21 protein-coding genes are annotated in these 22916 nt (G+C 66.9%); 5 read left to right on the forward strand and 16 right to left on the reverse strand.

Annotation, left to right across the window (positions count from 1 at the left end; all coding sequences use genetic code 11):
* Positions 1-198: 198 nt before the first annotated feature.
* From lipA to SriyCCGPB3_RS18295, 3 genes are read right to left on the reverse strand one after another with little or no spacing between them, the layout of a single operon-like run.
* On the reverse strand, positions 199-1209 hold the full coding sequence (gene lipA, locus SriyCCGPB3_RS18285; RefSeq protein ID WP_180855313.1) for a lipoyl synthase: 1011 nt from the start codon (positions 1207-1209) through the stop codon (positions 199-201).
* Positions 1210-1227: 18 nt separating this feature from the next.
* Positions 1228-1938 (reverse strand): lipoyl(octanoyl) transferase LipB, encoded by a 711-nt coding sequence (lipB, locus tag SriyCCGPB3_RS18290; RefSeq protein ID WP_032130311.1) that lies wholly within the window; start codon positions 1936-1938, stop codon positions 1228-1230.
* Positions 1926-2204, reverse strand: a complete 279-nt coding sequence (locus tag SriyCCGPB3_RS18295; protein ID WP_005411067.1) for a YbeD family protein — start codon at positions 2202-2204, stop codon at positions 1926-1928. Before SriyCCGPB3_RS18295 ends, lipB begins: the two co-directional genes overlap by 13 nt.
* Positions 2205-2465: 261 nt before the next feature.
* On the opposite strand from SriyCCGPB3_RS18295, the gene SriyCCGPB3_RS18300 reads away from it, so the two are divergent.
* The gene (locus SriyCCGPB3_RS18300; RefSeq protein ID WP_125893453.1) at positions 2466-3539 is read left to right on the forward strand and encodes a lipid A deacylase LpxR family protein; all 1074 of its coding nucleotides are present in this window, start codon (positions 2466-2468) and stop codon (positions 3537-3539) included.
* A gap of 163 nt (positions 3540-3702) precedes the next feature.
* Here the strand turns inward: SriyCCGPB3_RS18300 and SriyCCGPB3_RS18305 are convergent, their stop codons facing one another.
* The 9 genes from SriyCCGPB3_RS18305 to SriyCCGPB3_RS18345 form a co-directional block, all read right to left on the reverse strand.
* A complete protein-coding gene (locus SriyCCGPB3_RS18305; protein WP_049447834.1) occupies positions 3703-4923 on the reverse strand; it encodes a D-alanyl-D-alanine carboxypeptidase family protein in 1221 nt (406 codons plus the stop codon).
* A 100-nt stretch (positions 4924-5023) separates the two neighbouring features.
* Positions 5024-6298, reverse strand: a complete 1275-nt coding sequence (locus SriyCCGPB3_RS18310) for a septal ring lytic transglycosylase RlpA family protein (protein ID WP_180855317.1) — start codon at positions 6296-6298, stop codon at positions 5024-5026.
* On the reverse strand, positions 6295-7440 hold the full coding sequence (gene mltB / locus SriyCCGPB3_RS18315; protein WP_350259603.1) for a lytic murein transglycosylase B: 1146 nt from the start codon (positions 7438-7440) through the stop codon (positions 6295-6297). Before mltB ends, SriyCCGPB3_RS18310 begins: the two co-directional genes overlap by 4 nt.
* A 1139-nt stretch (positions 7441-8579) precedes the next feature.
* Positions 8580-9659, reverse strand: a complete 1080-nt coding sequence (gene rodA, locus SriyCCGPB3_RS18320) for a rod shape-determining protein RodA (RefSeq protein ID WP_176433130.1) — start codon at positions 9657-9659, stop codon at positions 8580-8582.
* Positions 9660-9797: 138 nt separating this feature from the next.
* Positions 9798-10910, reverse strand: a complete 1113-nt coding sequence (rodA, locus tag SriyCCGPB3_RS18325; RefSeq protein ID WP_010481418.1) for a rod shape-determining protein RodA — start codon at positions 10908-10910, stop codon at positions 9798-9800.
* A complete protein-coding gene (gene mrdA / locus SriyCCGPB3_RS18330; RefSeq protein WP_110713732.1) occupies positions 10907-12982 on the reverse strand; it encodes a penicillin-binding protein 2 in 2076 nt (691 codons plus the stop codon). Before mrdA ends, rodA (SriyCCGPB3_RS18325) begins: the two co-directional genes overlap by 4 nt.
* Before the next feature lie 3 nt (positions 12983-12985).
* Positions 12986-13471 (reverse strand): rod shape-determining protein MreD, encoded by a 486-nt coding sequence (mreD, locus tag SriyCCGPB3_RS18335; RefSeq protein ID WP_110713734.1) that lies wholly within the window; start codon positions 13469-13471, stop codon positions 12986-12988.
* The gene (mreC, locus tag SriyCCGPB3_RS18340) at positions 13468-14472 is read right to left on the reverse strand and encodes a rod shape-determining protein MreC (protein WP_350259604.1); all 1005 of its coding nucleotides are present in this window, start codon (positions 14470-14472) and stop codon (positions 13468-13470) included. The genes mreD and mreC overlap by 4 nt, the downstream gene beginning before the upstream one ends.
* A gap of 121 nt (positions 14473-14593) precedes the next feature.
* Entirely contained in the window at positions 14594-15640 is a 1047-nt protein-coding gene (locus SriyCCGPB3_RS18345; RefSeq protein WP_005419402.1) for a rod shape-determining protein, read from the reverse strand.
* 283 nt (positions 15641-15923) lie between these two features.
* On the opposite strand from SriyCCGPB3_RS18345, the gene SriyCCGPB3_RS18350 reads away from it, so the two are divergent.
* On the forward strand, positions 15924-16862 hold the full coding sequence (locus SriyCCGPB3_RS18350; RefSeq protein ID WP_134951036.1) for a carbohydrate kinase family protein: 939 nt from the start codon (positions 15924-15926) through the stop codon (positions 16860-16862).
* 207 nt (positions 16863-17069) lie between these two features.
* Here the strand turns inward: SriyCCGPB3_RS18350 and SriyCCGPB3_RS18355 are convergent, their stop codons facing one another.
* From SriyCCGPB3_RS18355 to ubiE, 4 genes are all read right to left on the reverse strand, one after another.
* A complete protein-coding gene (locus SriyCCGPB3_RS18355; RefSeq protein ID WP_248860626.1) occupies positions 17070-17693 on the reverse strand; it encodes an HAD family hydrolase in 624 nt (207 codons plus the stop codon).
* Positions 17693-18424 (reverse strand): hypothetical protein, encoded by a 732-nt coding sequence (locus SriyCCGPB3_RS18360; protein WP_008265071.1) that lies wholly within the window; start codon positions 18422-18424, stop codon positions 17693-17695. Before SriyCCGPB3_RS18360 ends, SriyCCGPB3_RS18355 begins: the two co-directional genes overlap by 1 nt.
* 125 nt (positions 18425-18549) lie before the next feature.
* Positions 18550-20478: a M1 family metallopeptidase gene (locus SriyCCGPB3_RS18365; protein ID WP_350259605.1), complete on the reverse strand. Its 1929-nt coding sequence runs from the start codon at positions 20476-20478 to the stop codon at positions 18550-18552.
* A 255-nt stretch (positions 20479-20733) separates the two neighbouring features.
* Positions 20734-21495, reverse strand: a complete 762-nt coding sequence (gene ubiE, locus SriyCCGPB3_RS18370; RefSeq protein ID WP_005411082.1) for a bifunctional demethylmenaquinone methyltransferase/2-methoxy-6-polyprenyl-1,4-benzoquinol methylase UbiE — start codon at positions 21493-21495, stop codon at positions 20734-20736.
* Positions 21496-21576: 81 nt separating this feature from the next.
* Between ubiE and SriyCCGPB3_RS18375 the strand changes: the two genes are divergently transcribed.
* The 3 genes from SriyCCGPB3_RS18375 to SriyCCGPB3_RS18385 all read left to right on the forward strand — a co-directional run bounded on the left by SriyCCGPB3_RS18375 (position 21577) and on the right by SriyCCGPB3_RS18385 (position 22890).
* Entirely contained in the window at positions 21577-22029 is a 453-nt protein-coding gene (locus SriyCCGPB3_RS18375) for a nucleoside deaminase (RefSeq protein WP_049399252.1), read from the forward strand.
* A gap of 199 nt (positions 22030-22228) precedes the next feature.
* Positions 22229-22489: a hypothetical protein gene (locus SriyCCGPB3_RS18380; RefSeq protein ID WP_049399251.1), complete on the forward strand. Its 261-nt coding sequence runs from the start codon at positions 22229-22231 to the stop codon at positions 22487-22489.
* 74 nt (positions 22490-22563) lie between these two features.
* Positions 22564-22890 (forward strand): hypothetical protein, encoded by a 327-nt coding sequence (locus tag SriyCCGPB3_RS18385; protein WP_110713742.1) that lies wholly within the window; start codon positions 22564-22566, stop codon positions 22888-22890.
* The last annotated feature ends 26 nt before the right edge of the window (positions 22891-22916 follow it).

Consider the following 22916-nt stretch of genomic DNA (forward strand, 5'->3'; position numbering starts at 1 on the left):
CCCGGCCGCGCTCGGTGGAAAACCAGCCTAGCCGGGCCGGTGTAGCAAATTGTGAATGCAGGCGAAGGCACGGCAGAGCCCTTGCTCGGCAGGCCGCCAGCAAGCAAGCCGAGCATGGGCTCGGCTCTACAGCAGGCAAAGGCGTGCGAACCAAGGTTCGCACCCACCGAAGGTGGCGGGCCGCGCCCGCCTGGGGCGTCAGGAGACCCCGGCGCCCTTGGCCTGCACGTCGGCGTGGTACGACGAGCGCACCATCGGGCCGGACGCCACGTGGCTGAAGCCCAGCTCGTAGCCGTAGTCTTCCAGCGCCTTGTAGTCCTCGGGGGTCCAGTACTTCAGCACCGGGTGGTGGTGCGCGGTCGGCTGCAGGTACTGGCCGATGGTGATCATGTCCACGTCGTGCGCGCGCAGGTCACGCAGGGTGGCCTTGATCTGTTCGAACTCTTCGCCCAGGCCCAGCATGATGCCGCTCTTGGTCGGCACGTCCGGGTGCTGCGCCTTGAAGTTCTTCAACAGGTTCAGCGACCACTGGTAGTCCGCACCCGGGCGCACGTTGCGGTACAGGTCCGGCACGGTCTCGATGTTGTGGTTGAACACATCCGGCGGGTTCTGCGCCAGGATCTCCAGCGCGCGCTCCATGCGGCCCTTGCCGCGGAAGTCCGGGGTCAGCACTTCGATGCGGGTGCCCGGCGACTTCTCGCGGATGGCGCTGATGCAGTCGACGAAGTGCTGGGCACCGCCGTCGCGCAGGTCATCGCGGTCGACGCTGGTCACCACCACGTACTTCAGCCCCATGTCGGCCACGGTCTGGCCGAGGCTGGCCGGTTCGTTGGCATCCGGCGGCTTCGGGCGGCCGTGGGCCACGTCGCAGAACGAGCAGCGGCGGGTGCAGACCTCGCCGAGGATCATGAACGTTGCCGTGCCGTGGCCGAAGCACTCGTGGATGTTCGGGCAGCTGGCTTCCTCGCACACCGTCACCAGGCGGTTCTCGCGCAGCTTGGCCTTCAGGTTCTGCACGGCATTGCCCGAAGGAATGCGCACGCGGATCCAGGACGGCTTGCGCAGTACCGGCGCGTCGGCGAACTGCACCGGCGAGCGGTTGATCTTGTCACCGCCCAGCTGCTTGACCCCGGCCTGCAACGGCGCGGCGGACGGAGAGTCGCCCTGCACGATCTGCAGGGGAATGGAACGGGCGGTGGTTTCAGTCATGGCAGTTCCGGGGGGCGGTCAGGCGGCCGCAGAAAGATCAGGCAGTTCGGGCGTGGGCTGCAGCAGCAGGCCGAACTGGCGGGCCAGGTGGTCCAGCAGCACCGGCTTGACGGCCTCCATCCCGGAGGGCCCGCCCAAGTCTACTACCGAGGTCACCTGCAACCCCTGATAGCCACAGGGGTTGATACGGTGGAAAGGTTCCAGGTCCATGGCCACGTTGAAGGCCAGGCCATGGAAGGTACAGCCGCGGCGCACGCGGATGCCGAGCGCGGCGATCTTGGCGCCACCAACATAGACGCCCGGGGCGCCCTCGCGGCGTTCGGCGCCGATGTTCCACTCGGCCAGGGTATCGATGATGGCCTGCTCGATGCGGCACACGTAGTCGCGCACACCGATGCCCAGCCGTGGCAGGCGCAGCAGCGGATAGACCACCAGCTGGCCGGGGCCGTGATAGGTCACCTGGCCGCCGCGGTCCACGTGCAGCACCGGGATCTCGCCCGGCGCCAGCACATGCTCGTCCTTGCCGGCCTGGCCCAGGGTGAATACCGGGTCGTGCTCGACCACCCACAGCTCATCGGCGTCGGCCTCGCTGCGCTGGTCGGTGAAGCGCTGCATGGCGCGCCACACCGGTTCATAGGCCTGGCGGCCGAGGTCGCGGACCAGCGCCGGGCGCGGCGCGCGGTCTTCCGGGGCGGCTTCGGCCGGGCAGCTGTCGGCTACAGCGTCCACTTCACTTCCGGGTGGTCGCGCAGTGCCTGGTGCGCCAGGTCGTACTGTTCGCGGCTCTCGGCCTTGAACACGATGCGCACGGACACGTACTTGCCGTTGGAGGAATGCTTCCAGCTGATGCGTTCATTCACCACATCGATGCCGGCAGCCAGCAGCAGGCGGGGAAGCTCATGTTCCAGGCCGCGGTTGGCCGGGCCCATGGCACTGAGCTCGAACTGGCCGGGGAACTGGAAGCCGTGGTCGGGGTTGTCGGACTTGATTTCCATGCCCCCATTATCGGGCCGCAGGCCAACAAACCCAAGAGTATTCATCAACGTCAAACAGTGCACCGGTGAGTCGCTGCGTTGCAGCTGAACGGCCGTTCAGCATTGGCCGTTGCCCCTTGGGGCGCCGCAGGACAGTGCAGGATTGTCTTCACGAGACAATGTCGTTTTCGGAACAGACAAGTGATTCGAACGCGCTCGTTCCATCACGCCCGCACGAGTACCGTGTCGCGGCATATAACGACAGACAGAAAAAACCTCCACATGAGCCCCCCTTCCCAACGCCGCCTTGCAGCCCTCGGGCTGTCCGGCCTGCTGGCTGCTGCCCTCCCCCTCGCCGCCCAGGCGGCCGAACAATGTGGCCCGGACGCGATGCGCGACCACCCTCCGCAGGTCAATTTCCGCGTTGACAACGACCTGTTCGGCGGCCGCCACCAGGACCAGGGCTATACCAATGGTGCACTGTTGACCCTGGTCTCGCCCAATCTGGTCGATTACACCGACGACCCCTGCCTGCCACGCATGGCCCGCTGGGTGAACCAGTACCTGGAAGGGCTGCATCCGGGCAAGTTCGAACAGCAGAACATGATCTTCAGCATCGGCCAGGGCATCTTCACCCCGACCGATTTCAGCCGCAGGGACCTGATTGAGGACGACCGCCCTTACGCCGGCGTACTGATCGCAAACTTCGGTTTCAATGCGCGCAGCGGCGACCGCCTGCAGACCACCCAGCTGACGCTGGGCGTGGTTGGCCCGTGGGCACAGGGCAAGCAGGTGCAGAATGCCGTGCACGAAGTGCTGGGCGACGAGAAATTCAAGGGCTGGGACAACCAGCTGCACAACGAGCCGCTGTTCATGCTGACCCATGAGCGCATGCGCCGCTGGCCGGGCGATGCCAGCGTCAATGCCGACGGCTGGGGTTGGGACGCGATCAGCCACTACGGTGGATCGATCGGCAACCTGGAAACCAAGGCCAATCTCGGCGGTGAAGTGCGCTTCGGCTGGAAGCTGCCGGACGACTTCGGCAGCACGCCGCTGCGCCCGGCCGGTGAGAACACTGCGCCGACCCGCGGCGGCCGTCCCAATGGCTGGTCCTGGCACCTGTTCGCGACCTCGGACGCCGCCTGGGTGATCCGTGACATCACGCTGGATGGCAACACGTTCCGCAACAGTCACAGTGTGGACAAGCGCCATGTGGTGGCCTACGGCGGCTATGGCGTGGCGGTGATGTACGGACGCTGGAAGTTCGCTGCGGCGCGTTACCACAGCACGCGCGAGTTCAACGGCCAGCGCGAAGCGCCGGTGTTCGGCAGCTTCACCATCAGCCGCTCGATGTAGGTAGGTGCCGACCGTTGGTCGGCACACCGGCCGGCATATCCGGATGGGTTCATGAGGAGCCGGCCAGCGGCCGGCACTACCCGCATCCGGGCCGAACCGGCATCCCGAAAACGGAAAAGGCCGGCTTTCGCCGGCCTTTTCCTTCACCACGCGGGGGCGTGGATCATTCCGATTCCCACCACATCCAGAAGCTGTCCCACAGGCGCTTGAAGAAGCCGGCCTGCTCGACCGCGGCCACGGCCACCAGCGGTGCCTCGGCGATGACCTTGCCATCCAGGGTGACCTTCACGGTACCGATCTGCTGGCCGGCGGTGAACGGTGCTTCCAGGGTCTTGGGCACGTCGATGCTCGGCTTCAGGTCGTTGTAGCGGCCGCGCGGCACACTCACCAGCATCGGCTGGGCCACGCCCAGCTGCACCTTGTCGGTGGTGCCCTTCCAGACCTTGTGCTCGGCCACGGCCTTGCCCGGCTCGTACAGGCGGTGGGTCTCGAAGAAGCGGAAGCCCCAGTTCAGCAGGGCCAGGCTGTCATCGGCACGCTGCTTTTCCGACGCACCGCCCAGCACCACGGCGATCAGGCGCTGGTCGCCACGCTGGGCCGAGCTCATCAGGCAGTAACCGGCTTCGGAGGTGTGGCCGGTCTTGATGCCGTCCACGCTGCCATCGCGCCACAGCAGCAGGTTGCGGTTCGGCTGCTTGATGTTGCCGACCTGGAATTCCTTGATCTTGTTGTACGCGTAGGTTTCCGGGTAATCGCGCACCATCGCGCGGCCCAGCAGTGCCAGATCGTAGGCGGTGCTGTGGTGACCCTGCGCGGTCAGGCCGTGGGCGTTGACGAAGTGCGAGTCCTTCATCCCGATCTTGGCGGCGTAGCTGTTCATCAGCGACGCAAAGGCTTCTTCGCTGCCAGCCACGTGCTCCGCCAGGGCGATCGCGGCGTCATTGCCGGACTGGATCGCCATGCCCTTTTCCATGTCTTCCAGGCGCGCGGTCTGGTTGACCGGGAAGCCGCTGTAGCTGCCGTCGGTACCGGCGCCACCTTCGCGCCAGGCGCGCTCGCTCATCATCACCTGGTCATCCGCACGGACCTTGCCGTTCTTGACCTCGGCAGCGATCACGTAGGACGTCATCACCTTGGTGATGCTGGCCGGGGCCAGCTGTTCGTGGACGTTCTCGCCGGCCAGCACCTGGCCGGTGGCGTAATCCATCAGGACCCAGGCTTTGGACACGCTCGGCGCCGGGGCCGGCGGAGTGGCAACGGTAGCCGGGGCAGCAGCGGCGGCGGCGGGCGCCGGCGTAGCCGGGGTCGGCAGCGGCGTCTGGGCGGAAGCCAGGCCGACCACCAGGGTGGCGGCCAGGGCGGTGGCGGCGGAACGGAAATTCATTGGACAGCAGGCTCCAGGGGACGGCCGGGAATGGAGGGTGGAACGTAGCGGCCATTGTAAGGCCGGGGCAGCATGGGCCGGCAGCACCGGTCCGGGTGGATCAATCCTTGACGATCTGCGGCGAACCCAGGCCCAGACCGGCGATGCGGCCGACAAGTTCCGCGGCACTGGCATGGTCGCTGGCGGGAACGCGCAGGCGGAACAGGGTACGGCCACCGGCGGCGATGTCGCTGATGGTCGCACCGACGATACCGGCGGCATTGAGCTGGCCCATCGCGCGGTTGGCGTTGTCACGGTTGGAGAAGCTGGCGACCTGCACCATGACCGCGCCCACCACCTGCTGCGACAGGCTGGGGCTAGCTGCCGCGGTGCGGACCGGTGCCGGCGCAACGGCGCGCGGCGTGGTGCTGGCAACGACCGCCGGAGCCGGTGCGTATGCGGTGCTGCGCACCGGCGGTGCACTCGGCGGCAGGCTGCTGACCGCCACGTCCGGCACGGTGCTGGCCACGCCCTGGGTGGTGGCCGGCTGGCCACGCGCCGGCATGCCATCGGCCGGCAGCCCCTTGACCAGGCGATCGATGTCGCTGTCGGCGGCAGCACGTGCGGTCGGTGCCGGGCGCGCACTGGCTACAGCGCTGGCGGCGGCCGCTTCGGCGGCACGACGCTCGCGGCGCGACGGCTTCTGCGCCAGCAGGTTGCTCTCGCCCGGCTGCAGCGCGCGCACTTCGACGTTGCCGGTACCGCGCTGGGTGATGCCCAGTCGCACGGCGGCGGCATAACTGAGATCGACCACACGACCATCGTGGAACGGGCCACGGTCGTTGACGCGCACGATCACCGACTCACCGTTGTCGAGGTTGGTCACGCGGGCGAAGCTGGGCAGCGGCAGCGTCTTGTGCGCAGCGGTGAACTGGTACATGTCGTAGACCTCGCGGTTGGAGGTCAGGCGCCCATGGAACTTGGCGCCGTAGTACGACGCAGTGCCACGCTCGACATAGTTGCGGGTGTCGTCGAGCACTTTGTACGACTTGCCCAGCACCACGTACGGCGTCTTGTTGCCGATCGCCGACCGCTCTTCCGCGGTCACTTCCGGTTCGGGGATGCAGGCCACGTTCGGAATGTAGTCCGGGGTGCTGTCGCGCACGCCCGGCTTGTACAGGCCACCGGCGGTGTAGTTGCCGCGGGTGCTCAGGTCTTCCTTGGCCGCCGCGTACGGCGAGCCTTCCGGGCAATGTGCCGGGCGCGAGCCACGGCCCTGCACCAGGGTGCCGCCCGACTTGCCACCATGGCCGGCCGTGGCCGGCTTCTTCGGCGCGCTGCTGCAGGCAGCCAGCGCGAGGACGATCAAGCCTGGGACCAGCCATCTGATGTTCATGCCGGGGGCAGCTCCTGTCCGGCGATGGCCAGGGACAACTGGAACACGGCCATCGCGTACATCTTCGAGAGGTTGTAGCGGGTGATCGCGTAGTAGTTCTGGAAGCCCAGCCAGTACTGCTTGCCGGTGCTGCCTTCAAGCGTGATCGGGGTGGCGGTGGCACCCGGCTGCACCGCAGCGCTGGGCTGGTAGCCGCGCTGCGCCAGGTCGGCCAGCGACCAGGTCGGCATCCATTCGGTCGGATTGAACTCCTCGCGGCCCGGCGCCAGCGTGGCCGGCACGGCCACCTGCCCGCCACGCACCCAGCCGCCCTTCTTCACGAAGTAGTTGGCGATGGACGAGAACACGTCGTCGTAGCTGGTGAACAGGTCGCGACGGCCATCGCCATTACCGTCCACGGCGTAATCGAGGTAGCTGGACGGCATGAACTGGCCCATGCCCATCGCGCCGGCATAGCTGCCCTTGAGCGTGGTGATGTCCAGGTTTTCTTCGCGGCCCAGCTCGAACAGCTTGGCCAGCTCATCGCGGAAGAACAGCTCGCGGCGCACTTCGCGCTCCAGCTTGGCCGGGTCGCCACTGCGCGGGTAATAGAACGCCAGCGTGTACAGCGCATCGAGCACGCGATGGCTGCCTGCATTCTTTCCGTAGCTGGTTTCCACGCCGATGATCGCCACGATTACTTCGGCCGGCACACCGGTGCGCTGCTGCACGCGATCCAGTTCGGCACGGTGCTGGGCCAGGAACGCGCGGCCGCCATCGATGCGCGCCTTGCTGATGAACATCGGCCGGTATTCGTTCCACGGCTTGACCCGTTCGGCCGGGCGCGACATCGCGGCGATGATCGGTTGGCGCACCTGCGCCTGGTCGAGCACGCTGCTGATCTGCTCCGGCTTCAGGCCATAGCGCTTGGCGGTATCGGCAATGAAGCGGGCCCGCGCGACTTCGAACGGTACCGGGGTGAGATCGACCGGCGGCGCAGTGGCGGCGGTGGCTTCGGGCGCCGCCTCTGCCGGGCCATGGGCCTTGGCGGCGGGCTGGCGCGGCGTACTGCTGGCCTGGGGCGAAGACGGTGGGGACTTCGGCTGGGTCGCGCAGGCGACCAGGCCGAGGGTGAGCATGCAGGCCAGAGTGCGTCGAATCATCGTCGCAGGTTAGCAGGTCATGGATGAATTAAAACCCCTAACACCATGAATCACAACGATTTGCCTGCAAGCAGCGGGAAATGTGAAGACGTCGTGATCACCCTTCCCCATTCAGATAGAGGTTGCCGGTTGCGTCCCCATCCCCGCAGACGCAACCGGCGACCGGATCCGGTCGGTACCTGCACGGCTGCCGCTCCCCAGTGGCAGTGCTCCGCGCTCCCTGTACCCGTTGGATCAGTACTGCTTCCCGCCCGACGCCCCCTCGCGCTGCATCGATTGACGGCGCGCCGTGCCGAACGGGCCGCCATTGTGCAGGCCGATTACGACAAGTCCATTGATCAAGATCAACGCGCTGTAAAAGTGTGAACCAGCTAACGTTTTTTGCGGACTTTGGTCAGTGGGTGTGCTGCCATGCATCGTTGTGAGAACGCTTCCACAACGAGCGTTGCGCAGAGTCAGGAAGGTTCCAGCCAACGGCGCAGCCCCTCGTGGGTGGAATTGGTCGCTGAAAGCCGGATTGCTGAGGGCTGGCCGGGTGGGTGGGCACTGCGGGGACGCCGTGAACCCATCCATGGGGGCTTGGCCGCGGCATCCATGCCGAGGACACCCCGCACTGCCCACCCACCCGGCCGCTGGCAGATTCCGTGTTCGTCCACCCACGGATAAGAAAGAGAAGATCAAAAGCAAAACCAGCTTGGCCGCCCGCTTCATTGCTTCCTGTAGAGCCGAATGCTGCGGCAGGAGCCGCTGCCAACGTCGCCCATGGCGACGGCCCGAAGGGTGCCGGTCAGGACGACCGGCATAGCCTTGCTCGGCTCACGAACAAGCGCAGCGCCGCGACCCGCTTTTGATCTTCTCTTTCTTATCCGTGGGTAGACGCGCACGGAACCTGTCCGTGGCCCGGTAGATGGGCTGCGCAGGGGCGTGAGCCGCATGGGCCCGAGGCATGCCTAGGGCGGGTTGGGCAGGACGCCCAACCCGGGTCTTGCCGTGTGCGCAGGACAGCGCACACGAGCAAGCGGCGACCGAGCTTACATGGACGTACTTGCAGCGTCCCCTGCGCAGCCCATCTACCCGGCCCCACCCATGAACTGCTTTGCGCGACCACCCACGAGGGGCTGCGCCGTTGGCTGGGAACCCTATCCCCCGTGTACGGGCCGGTGCCCACGTACGGCCATCACCAGTCCGATGCCGGCCAGCAGCGAGACCGCCGAGGTCCCGCCGTAGCTGATCAGCGGCATCGGAATGCCCACCACCGGCAGCAGGCCAGAGATCATTCCGCCATTCACCAGCACATAGACGAAGAACGCCAGCCCCAGGCTGCCGGCCAGCAACCGCGCATGCGTGTCGCGCGCGTGCACTGCGATCCACAGGCAACGCCCGACCACGAACAGGTACAGCGCGAACAGCGTCGCCACGCCGATCCAGCCGAACTCCTCGGCCAGCACCGAAAACGCGAAGTCGGTGGTGTACTCGGGCAGGAAATCCAGCGTCGCCTGCGTGCCCTGCCCCCAGCCACGCCCCTCCCAACCACCGGAACCGATCGCGATGCGCGACTGCAGGATGTTCCAGCCGGTGCCAAGCGGGTCTGCTGCCGGGTCGAGGAAGGTCAGTACGCGATCCTTCTGGTACTGCCGCAACAGGCCGAACCAGGCCAGTGGCGCGGCCACCGCCAGCCCTGCCGCGCCGGTGGCCACCCAGCCCCAGTGCAGGCCCGCCAGCAACAACGCGAACACGCCGCTGGCGGTGACCAGCGTGGCGGTGCCGAGGTTGGGCTGCATCAGGATCAGCACGGCGGGAACGCCGATCAGCACTGCGGCCGTCAGTACCGTGCGTGGCGACGGTGGCAGCGGTTGGCGGTGCAGGTACCAGGCCATCATCAGCGGCAGGCTGAGCTTGAGCAGCTCGGAGGGCTGCAGGTAGAACACCCCCAGGTTGAGCCAGCGCTGCCCGTACTTGCCGGTGCCGATCACGTACACCGCCATCAGCGGCAGCATCGACAGCGCGTACAGCGCCGGTGTCCATGCGCGCAGGCGCAGCAGCGACACCCTCGACAGCAGCCACATCGCCAACAGGCCACCGGCGAAGCGCGCCGCCTGCCCGCCCACCGGGCCGGACACGCTGTGCAGCACCGCCAGGCCTGCGGCCATCAGGATCAACAGCGCGATGAGCAACGGCAGATCGATCGTGCGCACCGCCTCACGGCAGCCGCCAAACATTCGTTTCCAGTCCACGCGCAGCACGGTAACAACGGGCGCTTGCGTGAAGCTGTCAGGGTGCTCCTGCTCTCCGTCGCCGAGCTCTGGGGTCAGATCCCTTTTTCCTGTGGAAAAAGGGATCTGACCCCGACGCCGGACTCAACCGTAACCGCCATGCACCGGGTTGTGGCTGCGCACCGCCATCACCAACCCGAAGCCGGCCAGCAGCGAGACCGCCGAAGTGCCGCCATAGCTGATCAGCGGCATCGGCACGCCCACCACCGGCAGCAGGCCGGAAATCATCCCGCCGTTCACCAGCACATAGACGAAGAACGCCAGGCCGGTGGCGCCGGCCAGCAGCCGCGAATAGGAATCACGCGACTGGCTGGCGATCCACAGGCAGCGCCCGATCACCACCAGGTACAGCGCCAGAACGGTCGCTACGCCGATCCAGCCGAATTCCTCGCTCAGCACCGAGAACGCGAAGTCGGTGGTCTGTTCGGGAATGAAGTTCAGGTGCGACTGCGAGCCCTCGCCCCAGCCCTTGCCATCGAAGCCGCCGGAACCGATCGCGATCTTCGACTGGATGATGTTCCAGCCAGCACCCAGCGCATCCATCTCGGGGTCCAGGAACATCATGATGCGGTCCTTCTGGTACGGCCGCAGCAGCCAGAACCAGGCCACCGGCGCGACCGCGGCCACGCCGCCCACACCCAGGCCGACCCACCACCACGGCAGGCCCGCCAGCAACAGCACGAACACACCACTGGCGGCGATCAGCACACCGGTACCGAAGTCCGGCTGCAGCATCACCAGGCCGGTTGGCACGCCGATGATGACCAGCGCCACGAGCACGGTGTTGAAGCGCGGCGGCAACGGCATCTTGTGCAGGTACCAGGCCACCATCATCGGCAGACTGACCTTCAGCAGCTCGGCCGGCTGCAGGTAGAAGAATTTCAGGTCCAGCCACTGCCGGCCGTACTTGCCGGTGCCGAGCACGAACACCGCCAGCAACGGAATCATCGAGATCGCGTAGATCATCGGCGTGGCCGAGCGGATGCGCAGGATCGGTACCCGTGAGATGCCCCACAGCGCCGCCATGCCCACTGCGAAGCGCGCGCCCTGGGCCATCACCAGACCATCGCCACCGGCGCTCTTCAAGGTGGCCAGGCCGATCACCATCAGCGCGCCGAGGGCCAGGCACAACACCCAGTCCAGCGTGCTGAAGAAGCGGCGCAGCATGTCGCCGGCCCAGCGCAGGAATACTCTCATCGTGCGGGCTCCGCGACGGTCGGGCGCGGCGTGGCCGGCAGCGCGGCGGCGGCCGGCGTCCCCGGCTGCGGTGCGGGTTGCGGTTCCGGCGCAGGCATGCCGACCAGCACCGGATGTTCTCCCAGCTGCGCCGCGGCGAGATCGCCCGCCTGGCGCGCGCCGGCGTCTTCGTTGTCGAACGCGGTAGCGCCGATGGCGGTGGTGCCGCGCTCGCTGTCCAGCGGCTGCATGCCTTCGGGCATCTTGCCCAGCAGGTAGGCGTCGAACACCTTGCGCGCGATCGGCGCGGCCGCCGAACCGCCGTAACCGCCGCCTTCCACGGCCACCGCAATCGCGATCACCGGGTTCTCGACCGGTGCGAAGCCGACGAACAGCGCGCGGTGGCGCAGGTGCATCGGCAGGCTCTTTGGATTCACCGCCGCCGTGCCCTTGCGACTGATGACCTGCGCGGTACCGGTCTTGCCGGCCATCACGTACGGTGCACCCACCGCCACGCGCCAACCGCTGCCGCCGGGCCGCATGGTCGCCATCATGCCCTCGCGCACGGCCTGCACGTTGTTGGGGTTGGGGCTGACCGGCTTGCTCTCGCCTGCCGGCATCGCCGACCAGTCGCTGTCGAATCCGTCGCGCTGCTGGATCACCAGGTGCGGGGTGCGCAGCTGGCCGTCGGCCAGACCGCTGACGCCGCGCGCCAGCTGCAGCGGGGTGACCTTCCAGTCGCCCTGGCCGATGCTGATGTTGACCGTATCACCGGGATACCAGGCTTCCTTGCGGCTCTTCCGCTTGTAGGCCGGCGACGGCAGGATGCCGCCGATCTCACCGGTCAGGTCGATGCCGGTCGGCTGGCCGAAGCCGTAGTACTCCATGTAGTGGTCGAAGCGCTCGATGCCCAGGTCCAGCGCCAGCTTGTAGTAGTAGGTGTTGACCGATTCGGCGATGGACTTGCGCAGGTCGGTCCAGCCGTGGCCGCCACGATGGGCGTCACCCCAGCCGCGCGAGGTCCCCGGCAGGTAGAACATGCCGGTGGACAGCACCTTGTCCTCCGGGCGGCGCACGCCGGAATCCAGGCCGGCCAGGCCGATCAGCGGCTTCAGCGTGGAACCGGGCGCGACACCACCGAGCACCAGGCGGTTGAACTGCGGCCGCGACGGATTTTCGTTCAGCGCCTTGAAATCGGCATGCGAAATGCCGTTGACGAACAGGTTGGGGTCGTAGGACGGCAGGCTGACCATCGCCAACACCTCGCCGCTACGCGGGTCCATCGCCACTGCCGAGCCTTCCTGGTCGCCAAAGGCGGCCACCATGGCGCGCTGCAGGTCGGCGTCGATCGACAGCCGCAGGTCGGCACCGGACTGCGCGGCGACGCGACCGATAGTGCGGATCGCACGCCCCTGCACGTTGGTCTCGACCTGCTCGTAGCCGACCTTGCCGCGCAGCTGTTGCTCGTAATAGCGCTCCAGGCCGGATTTGCCGATGTGGGTCAGCGCGGCATTGCCTTCGCCGAGGATCTCCAGGTCCTTGTCATCGACGCGGCCGACGTAGCCGATGATGTGCGCGAACAGATCGCCGTACGGGTAGCGCCGGGTCAGGTAGGGCTCCAGCTCGACGCCGGGGAAACGCCAGCGGTCGACGGCGAAGCGCGCCATCTCCTCGTCGCTCATGCGCAGCTTCAGCGTGACCGGCAGGAACTTGCGGCGCGCCTTGCGCGACTTGTTGAACGCTTCCAGTTCTTCCGGGCTGATGCTGATGATCTTCGCCAGCCCCTCGAGGGTGGCATCCATGTCCTTGACCTTGTCCGGGGTCACGTCCAGGCGGAAGGCCGGCACGTTCTCGGCCAGCAGGCGGCCATTGCGGTCGTAGATCATGCCGCGCCCGGGCACCACCGGCCGTGGCTTGATGCGGTTGGCTTCCGAGCGCGTGGCGTAGACGTCGTGGTCCAGCACCTGCAGCTTGAAGTACCAGCCGCCCAGGCCCAGCAGGCAGACCAGCACGCCCAGGAAGCCCAGCGCCGCACGACGGCGGAACTGTTCGGCTTCGGCATGCGGATTCTTGACCTGGCGGCGCGGGATCATGGCTCAGCGCCCGCGCTTGCCGAAACGCACCGCGTCCAGCAGCACGAATACCAGCGGCCACAGGCCCATGCCCAGCAGCGGTGCCCACCAGTACGACCACGGCAGGGTCGGCTCATCCACCACGATGTGGACCAGCGCGCTGACGATGCGGTCGTTGAACAGCAGGCCGCCGATGGCGAGCATCTGCTGCGACATCGGGAAGAAACGGATACGGGCACGGAAGCGCTGCAGGATGAAGGCCAGCATCACCAGCCGCAGCGACTGTTCACCGAGTACCCCACCGTACAGCAGATCGGCGATGACGCCGCTGGCGAAGGCAATGCCCAAGCCAACACGCTCCGGCGCTTCGATCACCCAGTACGCGAGCACCAGCGCCAGCCAGTACGGACGCAGCGGCTGCAACAGCGCCGGCAACGGCAGCAGGCCCAGCAGCAATGCCACCACCAGGCTGGCCGGCAGCACCCACGGATTGTCGCGCAAGCGGCTCATCGCTGGGCCTCCGGCGTGGTCGGCACTACCGTAGCGCCGGCTGGGGTGGAGCCCCCTTGTTGTTCAAGGGGGCGCGCCAACGGCGCGGGGTTAAGGGAGGATGCGCGGGCCGGTTGCACCGAAGGTGCAGTCGGCTGCAATTCGCTGACCGCAGGCAAGCGAATTGCCGCACCCGGGCGCAGCAGCAACACGTCGCGGCCGCGGTCGAGCTGGGCCGCCGGCTTCAGCTCGCCAACCAGGAAGGCATGGGTATCGTCCGGACGCAGGCCGGTGATGGTGCCTACCGGGAAGCCGGCCGGGAAGCGGCCGCCGAGGCCGGAGGTGACGATCTCATCGCCCACTTCCACGCCAGCGCTGAGCGGAATGTCGCGCAGTTCCAGTTTGTCACCGCGGCCGTACACGATCAGGCGCACGCCGTTGCGGGCCACGGTCACTGGCACCGCGTGGTCGGGGTCGGTCAGCAGCAGCACGGTGGAGGTGCCGCCGGTGACGCTGATCACCTGACCCATCAGGCCGCCGGCATCGATCACCGCCTGGCCGACATGCACACCTTCACGACTGCCAGCGTCGAGCACCAGACGCTGCTTCACCGGGTCCAGGTCAATGTCCAGGATCGGTGCCAGCTGCACGTCCAGGCCGCTGCGCTCGGCCACGTTCAGCAGCTCGCGCAGCTGGGCATTGTCCAGCGCGGCGGTCTGCAGGCGGGTCAGGCGCGCGTTGGCCAGCAGCAGCTGGTTGCGCAGTTCGCGGTTCTCGGTGACCAGCTGGGTGTGGCTGGCAGCGGAATCCTTGACCTGGTTGCCGAGCTTGCCGGGCAGGCCAGCCAGTGCCCATACCGGCTGCACCAGGCTGTTGGCCTGCCCGCGCAGCTGCGCAAGCCAGCCGGCCTGGTCGTCGAGGACGATCAGGGTGATGGCCAGTGCGAGATAAGCCAGCAGACGCAGCGGGCTGGCGGCATCACCGGATCGGGAAGCAACGGGAGGTCCGGCGTAGGGCGGCACGGCAACGATTCAACTGGCAGAAGGCGGAAGGGAAACACGCGGACGCCCCGCCGGTGCCGGCCTACCCTCATGGTGGGCCGCACCCCGGAGGGGCGCTGCGGGCGCAGGCAGCCGGGACGGCTTATTCCGGCGCAAAGAACTCGTTGCCGTGCATGTCGACCAGCTCCAGCGCACGGCCACCGCCGCGGGCCACGCAGGTCAGCGGATCGTCCGCCACCTGCACGTGCAGGCCGGTTTCCTCGGAAATCAGGCGGTCCAGGTCACGCAGCAGGGCGCCACCACCGGTCAGCACGATGCCGCGCTCGGCGACGTCGGCGCACAGTTCCGGCGGGGTCTGCTCCAGCGCCAGCTTGACCGCGCTGACAATGCCCGACAGCGGTTCGTGCAGGGCCTCGAGCACCTCGTTGGAGCTGATCTTGATCATCTTCGGCACGCCCTCGGCGAGGTTGCGGCCGGAGATTTCCATCTCGATCACTTCCGCCTGCGGGTAGGCACAGCCCAGCTCGACCTTGATGCGCTCGGCGGTGGCTTCACCGATCAGCATGCCGTGGTTGCGGCGCACGTAGTTGGTGATCGACTCGTCGAAGCGGTCGCCGCCGATGCGGACCGAGGCCGAATAGACGATGCCGTTGAGCGAAATCACCGCAACTTCGGTGGTGCCGCCGCCGATGTCGATGACCATCGAGCCACGGGCTTCGGTGACCGGCATGCCGGCGCCGATCGCGGCGGCCATCGGTTCTTCGATCAGGAACACGTCACGGGCACCGGCTTCCTCGGCCGATTCCTTGATCGCGCGGCGCTCGACCTGGGTCGAGCCGGCCGGCACGCAGACCAGCACGCGCGGGCTCGGGCGCAGCACGCGCGACTTGTGCACCTTCTTGATGAAGTGCTTGAGCATCGCCTCGGTGTAGGTGAAGTCGGCGATGACGCCGTCCTTCATCGGGCGGATGGTGGTGATGTGGCCCGGGGTACGGCCCAGCATCTGCTTGGCTTCGGCGCCCACGGCTGCCACCGAGCGGGTACCACCGATGGCACGGTCCTGGCGCACGGCCACGACCGACGGCTCGTTCAGCACGATCCCCTGCCCGCGCACGTAGATGAGGGTGTTGGCCGTGCCCAGGTCGATGGACAGGTCATTGGAGAACATGCCACGGAGTTTCTTGAACATCTGAGGAAGGAGTCCTGAGGGGTGTCGTGCCCGCCGCGGGATGGCGAAAAAATGGGCAGAAATCGAGGCCGACAAGCCTAGCAACCCGCCTGCCGCCGAGCAAGGAAAAAACTAGCTGAACCCGCGTCTTCACAGGCTTTCGGCCTGATCGGGTCTCACCCGGTTCTGGCCCTGAGCGGCACCAGCGGGTAACCTTTGCGCCGTCGGGCGCCCAAGGGCGCCGTTTGCTTGCCCGCTGAACCGGGCCGGCCCACCCCAAAATTCACCGCATAGGCTTACATCGATGTCCGCTCTGATCTGTGGTTCTCTTGCCTTCGACACCATCATGGTGTTCCCGGACCAGTTCAAGAATCACATCCTGCCGGACAAGGTGCACATCCTGAACGTGTCCTTCCTGGTGCCGCGCATGCGCCGCGAGTTCGGCGGCTGCGCCGGCAACATCGCCTACAACCTGCACCTGCTGGGCGGCCAGCCGATCCCGATGGGCACCGTGGGTTCGGACTTCGGCCCGTACCGCGAGTACTTCGAAGGCCTGGGCATCGACCTGACGCGCGTGCGCGTGATCGATGAGCTGTTCACCCCGCAGGCGTTCATCACCACCGACCACGACAACAACCAGATCACCGCCTTCCACCCGGGCGCGATGATGCGTTCCTACGAGAACCACGTGCGTGGCGTGCCGGGCGTGACCCTGGGCCTGGTCGGCCCGGATGGCCGCGAAGGCATGATCCAGAACGCGCAGGAATTCCACGAAGACGGCATTCCGTTCATCTTCGACCCGGGCCAGGCCATGCCGCTGTTCAACGGCCCGGAGCTGCGCGCCTTCATCGACCAGGCCGACTACGTGGTGGTCAACGACTACGAGTCGAACCTGCTGCAGGAACGCACCGGCTGGGACGAGAAGGAGATCGTCAGCCGGGTCAAGGCCTACATCACCACCCGCGGCCCGAAGGGCGCGGTCATCCACACCCCGGAAAAGAGCTACGACATCCCGCCGGCGCACGAGCGCCGCGTGGTCGACCCGACCGGCTGTGGCGACGCCTTCCGTGCGGGCCTGATCTACGGCATCCAGAAGGGCTACGACTGGCTGACCATCGGCCGCATGGGCAACCTGATGGGCGCACTGAAGGTCGAGCACCCGGGCACGCAGAACCAGCGCTTCACCTTTGACGAGTTCAACGAGCAGTTCAAGCAGCAGTTCGGTTACGCGCTGGGCGCGTAAACGAACTGCCCGCGCACCCGCTCGGTGGGTGTCGACCTTGGTCGACACGCTGTGGCCTGGTAGGTGTCGACCTTGGTCGACACGCTGTGGCCTGGTAGGTGTCGACCTTGGTCGACACGCTGTGGCCTGGTAGGTGTCGACCTTGGTCGACACGCTGTGGCCTGGTAGGTGTCGACCTTGGTCGACACTGCCGGCCAGCGGCCGGCACTACCCCCTGCGCTGCCAGGCGGCCAACAGGTCGCGGCAATCGGCGAAATGCCAGTCGGCACGGCCCGGCCACGGGTTCTCCGGCAGGTTGACCAGCACGGTGTGCGTGCCTGCGGCGCGGCCGCACTCCAGGTCGTAGGCGTGGTCACCGACCATCACCGCCTCCGACGCTGCGATGCCCCAATGCCGCAGGTGCTGCTGCAGCCCATCCGGTGAGGGCTTGGGCACCGCTTCATCGCGGCCAATGATGTCGGCATCGTCGAACAGCTCCCCGACCCCGATTGCGTCCAGGGTCAGCTTCGCCAGCGCATGGTCGTTGCGGGTCAGGATGCCCAGCCGGCAGCCAGCCGCCGCCAGCGCGCGCAGCAGCTTCACCGCGCCCGGTGCCGGCAGCGCGTCCTCGGCCAGCGTGCGCTCGTGATCCAGCAGCCACTCACGCTTGGCCTGCGCCGATGCGTCCGGCAGCGCCGCGATGTGATCGAGGATGTCTTCCTCCGCGGCGATCTCCAGCGCGCGGCGGATCGCGGCGAAGTCATGCACGGCCACCGTCAGAGTGCCGTCCATGTCAAACACCCAGTGCCGGATCGCGGACAACGCGTGCACTGCGCTGCCCGCCGCAACCATCACTGCCACCACTGCGGCATGCGGCTGGCGTCGACACCACCGGTTTCGAACACGGCAGTACGCGTGCCGCCGGCCTTGACCGGGAACTCGATGCTGATCGACTTGCCCTTGCGCGCCAGCTTCCACAACGCCTTCTGGTCGGTGATGAACAGCGCGATGGCTTCATCGGTCTTCGGGCGCCAGGCTGCCATCGACACCGGCTTGCCGTCGTCCACGGTCACCTTCACCGTGCACTGCGGGCAGCGGAAGTCGCCGGCCTGCAGCACCAGGTAGGCATGCCGCTTCCACTCCGGGTGATCGCGGAACACCAGCTGCACCGGCTTGGCGCCGCTGCCGTCCACGTCCACCCGTTCCTTGCTGTAGATCTGCGCCGAAACCTGGTTGCCCTTGTTGCCCACCGGGATCTGGTTGTACTGCCACAGCGCCTGCATGCGGCGCAGGTCGCGCGCGGCATCGCCCTTGGCCTTGACCTCGTCGAAGCCTGCGGCGATGCGCTCGGCGGCGGCGGTGTCCTTGTACTGGTCCAGCAGCGAGGCGCCATGCAGGCGCGCACGCTCCCAGTCCTGCGCGGCCACGGCCATGTCGTACTGCTTGGCCACGTCTTCGGCCTTGGCTTCCTTCTGCGCCTGCACGGCGGCAGCGGCGGCTTCCTGCGCCTTGCGCTCTTCCTCGGGGTTGCTGCAGGCAGCCAGGGCCAGCGTACAGGCGGTGAGCAGGATCAGTCGTTTCATGGCGGAGGTCCTTGGTGTTTTCGTATTCTTGTAGAGTCGAGCCATGCTCGACTGCTGTTGAAGAGCCAGTCGAGCATGGCTCGACTCTACAAAGAAAAGCGCCGGGGGGTGCCCGGCGCGTTTTCTTACTTGGCTTCAGCCTTGGACAGCATGTCCTGCACCGAGCCGGTGGTGATCGGGTGGTATCCCGGCTTGGCCTTTTCGAAGGCCTGCTTGGCCAGCTCCAGGCCCTTCGGCGTCTTCACCAGTTCGGCGTAGATCGGCAGGATCAGCTTGCGACGACCGACGCGCTCGATGAATGCAGCCGCCCCTTCATTGGCCTGCTCGTAACCGCTGCGGATCGCCAGCGGATACCAGCGCATGGCGATCTCGCCATTCGGGGTGCCGGTGAAGTGGAACGCCTTGTCCAGCGTGGCCAGCTTGTCCAGCGGCTGGGTCGCGCCCAGGCCGTCGATGAAGCGCACCCATTCCTGCGTGCTCCAGTCAGCGATGACCTGGCTGCTCGGCACGGTGCCGGCGCTGGCGAAGGCGATGCGTGCGGTATCCACGCTGCTGAAGTTGCGCGACTGCGCCTTGGCCGCGAACGCCGGAATGCCCGGCTCGTCCAGCCACGCCTTCAGTTCGGCTTCCGTCACTGCCGACGGGTTCTTCGGCAGCAGCTTTTCCTTCATGTAGGCAACGAACTGATCGGTGTTCGCGCTCTGGAAGGCGTGGTCATCGAACCAGCCACGCAGGAACGGATCGAAGGTTTCGCGGCCGAAGCGCTGTTCCAGGAATTCCAGGAACCACGCACCCTTGACGTAGGCCACCTGGCTGAGGGCTTCATCGGGATCGCGCTCGTTCAGCGGCGGCAGCGCCAGCGCCTGGTCGGCCGGGCTCATGTCCTTCACTTCGGCCAGCAGGTCGGTCTGGTCGATCTGCTTCTCCATCTCGGCCATCTCCTTGCCGTACAGGGCTTCGGTGATGCGGCCCTGGACGTAGGTGGTGAAGCCTTCATTGAGCCAGATGTCCTTCCAGCTGGCGTTGGTCACCAGGTTGCCCGACCAGCTGTGCGCCAGTTCGTGGGCCACCAGCGAGACCAGCGACTTGTCGCCGACGATCACGGTCGGGGTAGCGAAGGTCAGGCGCGGATTCTCCATGCCGCCGAACGGGAACGACGGCGGCAGCACCAGCATGTCGTAGCGGCCCCAGCGGTATTCGCCGTACAGCTTCTCGGCGGCACCGATCATCTTCTCGGTGTCTTCGAATTCCTTGGCGGCCTTGTTGACCATGGTCGGCTCGGCCCAGACGCCGGAGCGGCCGGAGATCGGCTCGAACACCAGGTCGCCGGCGGCGATGGCCAGCAGGTACGACGGAATCGGCTGCGGCATCTTGAAGGTGTAGTCACCGTCACGCGCCGCCTTCGGATCGTTGTCGGCGCTCATCAGCACCATCACGTCCGGGCGCGAGACCACGTGCGCGCTGTAGGTGAAGCGCACGCTCGGGGTGTCCTGCAGCGGCACCCAGGAACGGGCGTGGATGGCCTGCGACTGGCTGAACATGAAAGGCAGCTTCTTGCCTTCGGTCATCGACGGCGCCAGCCACTGCAGCCCCGAAGCGGTCGGTGCGGTGTGGTAGGTCACTTCCACCTTGGCCGGCTGTTCCGGGGTCTCGATGGTCAGCTTGCTGCCGAACACTTTGTCGGCCGGGGCCAGCGCGAACTGCAGCGGGCTGCGCGCGCCATCGGCGGCAACGGCCTCGACCTTGGACACGGTCAGCTCGCGGGTGTCGAGCACCAGCTGCCTGGCGTCCTTCTGCTTCCATTCCAGGGAGTAGGTGGCGGTGCCGCCGATCTGCTTCTGGTCGAAGTCCAGCTTCAGATCCAGCGCGATGTCCTTGATGACGACCTTGTCCGGCTCGGCGTACGAGCTTTCGTCGTGGCTGCGGTTCTCGGCGTTCACGGGGGCGGCGGGGGCCTTGGCGGCAGTCGGGGCGGCGGCGGGCGCGGCCGCCTCCTGGGAGCAGCCGGCGGCCAGGGCCACGGCCAGCGGAAGGAGCATCAGCGGATTACGCATGAATCGGGACCGTTACGGGGATCAGACCCCCAATGGTACCTCCCTCCGGCCCCGCAGGCGTTGCGCGGTGCGGGGTAATGGCGGGCGGGGCCGATCCTGCGCCTGCGGCGCATGCCAACCAAGGTTGGCATCCACAGGTAGGTGCCAACCTTGGTTGGCACGGATGTGTCAGCGCCCGGTGCAAGCGTGTGCCAACCAAGGTTGGCACCTACCAGAACAGGTAGCGCCGGGCCATGCCCGGCGGCCCCACACGCTTTACAGCTTGTAACCGGAGTGGATCGAAACGATGCCGCCGGTCAGGTTCTTGTAGTGGCAGCGCTCGAAGCCGGCCTGCCCCATCATCGCCTTCAGCTCATCCTGCGGCGGGTGCTTGCGGATGCTCTCGGCCAGGTACTGGTAGCTGTCCGAATCGTTGGCGAACAGCTTGCCCAGCTTGGGCAGGATCTTGAACGAATGGAAGTCGTAGATCGGCTTGAACCAGTCGGCGGTGACTTCGGAGAATTCCAGCACGCGGGCCTGGCCGCCGACCTTCAGCACGCGGTACATCTCGCGCAGGCCGGCGTCCTTGTCGGTCACGTTGCGCAGGCCGAAGGCGATGGTGACCAGATCGAAGCTGTTGTCCGGGAACGGCAGGGCTTCGGCGTTGCACTGCACGTAGTCCAGGCCGAGCACCAGGCCGCGATTGGTCAGGCGGTCACGGCCGACCGACAGCATGCCGGCGTTGATGTCGCCCAGCACCACCGAGCCCTCGGCGCCGACGCGCTCCTTCAGCAGGGCGGCGATATCGCCGGTGCCGCCGGCCAGGTCGAGCACGCGGTCGCCCGGCTTCACCTGCGCGGTGGCCACGTAGTAGCGCTTCCACGCCCGGTGCACACCCAGGCTCATCAGGTCGTTCATCAGGTCGTAGTTGCGCGCGACCGAGGTGAACACCTGGCCGACCAGCTTCTGCTTGTCCTTGGCGGCGACGTCGCGGAACCCGAAATGGGTGGTACCGGCTTTGTAGGGGGATTCGCTCATGGCCCCGATTATCGCACCGCCGGCGGCCAGCGGCACCCCCTGCCCGTATCATGGCGGGCCACGACTTACCGGAGCCCCCGCATGATCACCACGCCCGACTACCAGGCCCTGCTGCAGACCGCCATCGCCGAAGCCCGCCAGGGCCTGGCCGAGGGCGGCGTGCCGATCGGCGCGGCGCTGTACCACAACGATGGCCGCCTGCTCGGCTGCGGCCACAACCGCCGGGTGCAGGAAGGCGACCCCTCCGTGCACGGCGAAACCGACGCCTTCCGCAAGGCCGGCCGCCAGCGCCGCTACCAGGACACCATCATGGTCACCACGCTGGCGCCTTGCTGGTACTGCTCGGGCCTGGTGCGCCAGTTCAACATCGGCACCGTGGTGGTGGGCGAATCGCGCACATTCCAGGGCGGCATCGACTGGTTGCGCGAAAACGGCGTCAACGTGATCGACCTCGACAACCAGGAATGCGTCGATCTGCTCGGCGGCTTCATTGCGCAGCATCCCGAGATCTGGAACGAAGACATCGGTGAATGAGCACCACGCAGTGTGCTGTTGAACCCGCTTAATGAACGCTTCAGTGCCGGCACGCCCTAGTGCCGGCAGCGTTTGCGGCGCCAGCCGTGAACCCGTGCACAGTCAGCCGTGCCCCGTGCACACGCTGCGGTAACACCCCGCCCCAGCGTCGCGCCTAGGGTGGGGCTACCGGGACCTTCCTTCCCCGGCGGAGCCAGCCATGTGCGCGCACGCCGTACGCCCCACGCCCGACCCGATCCTTGACGCCATCCGCAAGCGCCTGCAGCAGCAGTTCGCGCTGCATCAGCGTGGCGCCCGGTTCTGGACCGCTTACCAGGGCCTGCAGCTGGAACTGGTGCGCGGCCATCCGCTCGAACACGAACGCCTCTGCAATGCCATGGCCGACATGGCCGAAGAGATGGGCGCGGTCGAGCATGCGCAACTGATAGGCAATCGCAACGCCGGCTGCACATCTCCCTGACGCGGTATCCACCGGGGTCCGGGCCACACTGCGATGAACCCCCACTCCCATCCACTTCAACCGATTGGATCGACATGCACGCCGAAGTCCCCACCATTCCCCCGGTCATCAATGTTGACGCTGAGCTTGACCACTGGCGCCGCCAGCATGCCGACGGTGCATTGGCGCACAACTCGTTCGGCTCGTACGTACCGTGGATCAAGTTCGCCTGCGATTCGCTGATCACCCAGCCGCGCGCCAGCAATGCGCAGCGCGACGAGATGTTCCAGACTCAGTACGCGCTGCAGATCATGCCGCGCCTGAGCGAAGCCCAGGCCCGCGAATTCGTCGACCGCTGCTGGCAGCACGTCTACCAGACCAGTCCGATACGGCTGCAGGACGCCCCGCGCCTGCGCGCCTGAGCTGCACGGCGCCTGCACGAGCGCTG

Origin of the sequence: Stenotrophomonas riyadhensis (genome assembly GCF_040256885.1) — a bacterium.
Classification (GTDB): Bacteria; Pseudomonadota; Gammaproteobacteria; order Xanthomonadales; family Xanthomonadaceae; genus Stenotrophomonas; species Stenotrophomonas riyadhensis.

Excerpts from the sequence above, each read along its gene's own strand:
- lipA (WP_180855313.1), bottom strand. The coding sequence starts at position 1,209 with ATGACTGAAACCACCGCCCGTTCCATTCCCCTGCAGATCGTGCAGGGC.
- SriyCCGPB3_RS18295 (WP_005411067.1), bottom strand. The coding sequence starts at position 2,204 with ATGGAAATCAAGTCCGACAACCCCGACCACGGCTTCCAGTTCCCCGGC.
- SriyCCGPB3_RS18300 (WP_125893453.1), top strand. The coding sequence starts at position 2,466 with ATGAGCCCCCCTTCCCAACGCCGCCTTGCAGCCCTCGGGCTGTCCGGC.
- SriyCCGPB3_RS18305 (WP_049447834.1), bottom strand. The coding sequence starts at position 4,923 with ATGAATTTCCGTTCCGCCGCCACCGCCCTGGCCGCCACCCTGGTGGTC.
- SriyCCGPB3_RS18310 (WP_180855317.1), bottom strand. The coding sequence starts at position 6,298 with ATGAACATCAGATGGCTGGTCCCAGGCTTGATCGTCCTCGCGCTGGCT.
- mltB (WP_350259603.1), bottom strand. The coding sequence starts at position 7,440 with ATGATTCGACGCACTCTGGCCTGCATGCTCACCCTCGGCCTGGTCGCC.
- rodA (WP_176433130.1), bottom strand. The coding sequence starts at position 9,659 with ATGTTTGGCGGCTGCCGTGAGGCGGTGCGCACGATCGATCTGCCGTTG.
- rodA (WP_010481418.1), bottom strand. The coding sequence starts at position 10,910 with ATGAGAGTATTCCTGCGCTGGGCCGGCGACATGCTGCGCCGCTTCTTC.
- mrdA (WP_110713732.1), bottom strand. The coding sequence starts at position 12,982 with ATGATCCCGCGCCGCCAGGTCAAGAATCCGCATGCCGAAGCCGAACAG.
- mreD (WP_110713734.1), bottom strand. The coding sequence starts at position 13,471 with ATGAGCCGCTTGCGCGACAATCCGTGGGTGCTGCCGGCCAGCCTGGTG.
- SriyCCGPB3_RS18345 (WP_005419402.1), bottom strand. The coding sequence starts at position 15,640 with ATGTTCAAGAAACTCCGTGGCATGTTCTCCAATGACCTGTCCATCGAC.
- SriyCCGPB3_RS18350 (WP_134951036.1), top strand. The coding sequence starts at position 15,924 with ATGTCCGCTCTGATCTGTGGTTCTCTTGCCTTCGACACCATCATGGTG.
- SriyCCGPB3_RS18355 (WP_248860626.1), bottom strand. The coding sequence starts at position 17,693 with ATGGTTGCGGCGGGCAGCGCAGTGCACGCGTTGTCCGCGATCCGGCAC.
- SriyCCGPB3_RS18360 (WP_008265071.1), bottom strand. The coding sequence starts at position 18,424 with ATGAAACGACTGATCCTGCTCACCGCCTGTACGCTGGCCCTGGCTGCC.
- SriyCCGPB3_RS18365 (WP_350259605.1), bottom strand. The coding sequence starts at position 20,478 with ATGCGTAATCCGCTGATGCTCCTTCCGCTGGCCGTGGCCCTGGCCGCC.
- ubiE (WP_005411082.1), bottom strand. The coding sequence starts at position 21,495 with ATGAGCGAATCCCCCTACAAAGCCGGTACCACCCATTTCGGGTTCCGC.
- SriyCCGPB3_RS18375 (WP_049399252.1), top strand. The coding sequence starts at position 21,577 with ATGATCACCACGCCCGACTACCAGGCCCTGCTGCAGACCGCCATCGCC.
- SriyCCGPB3_RS18380 (WP_049399251.1), top strand. The coding sequence starts at position 22,229 with ATGTGCGCGCACGCCGTACGCCCCACGCCCGACCCGATCCTTGACGCC.
- SriyCCGPB3_RS18385 (WP_110713742.1), top strand. The coding sequence starts at position 22,564 with ATGCACGCCGAAGTCCCCACCATTCCCCCGGTCATCAATGTTGACGCT.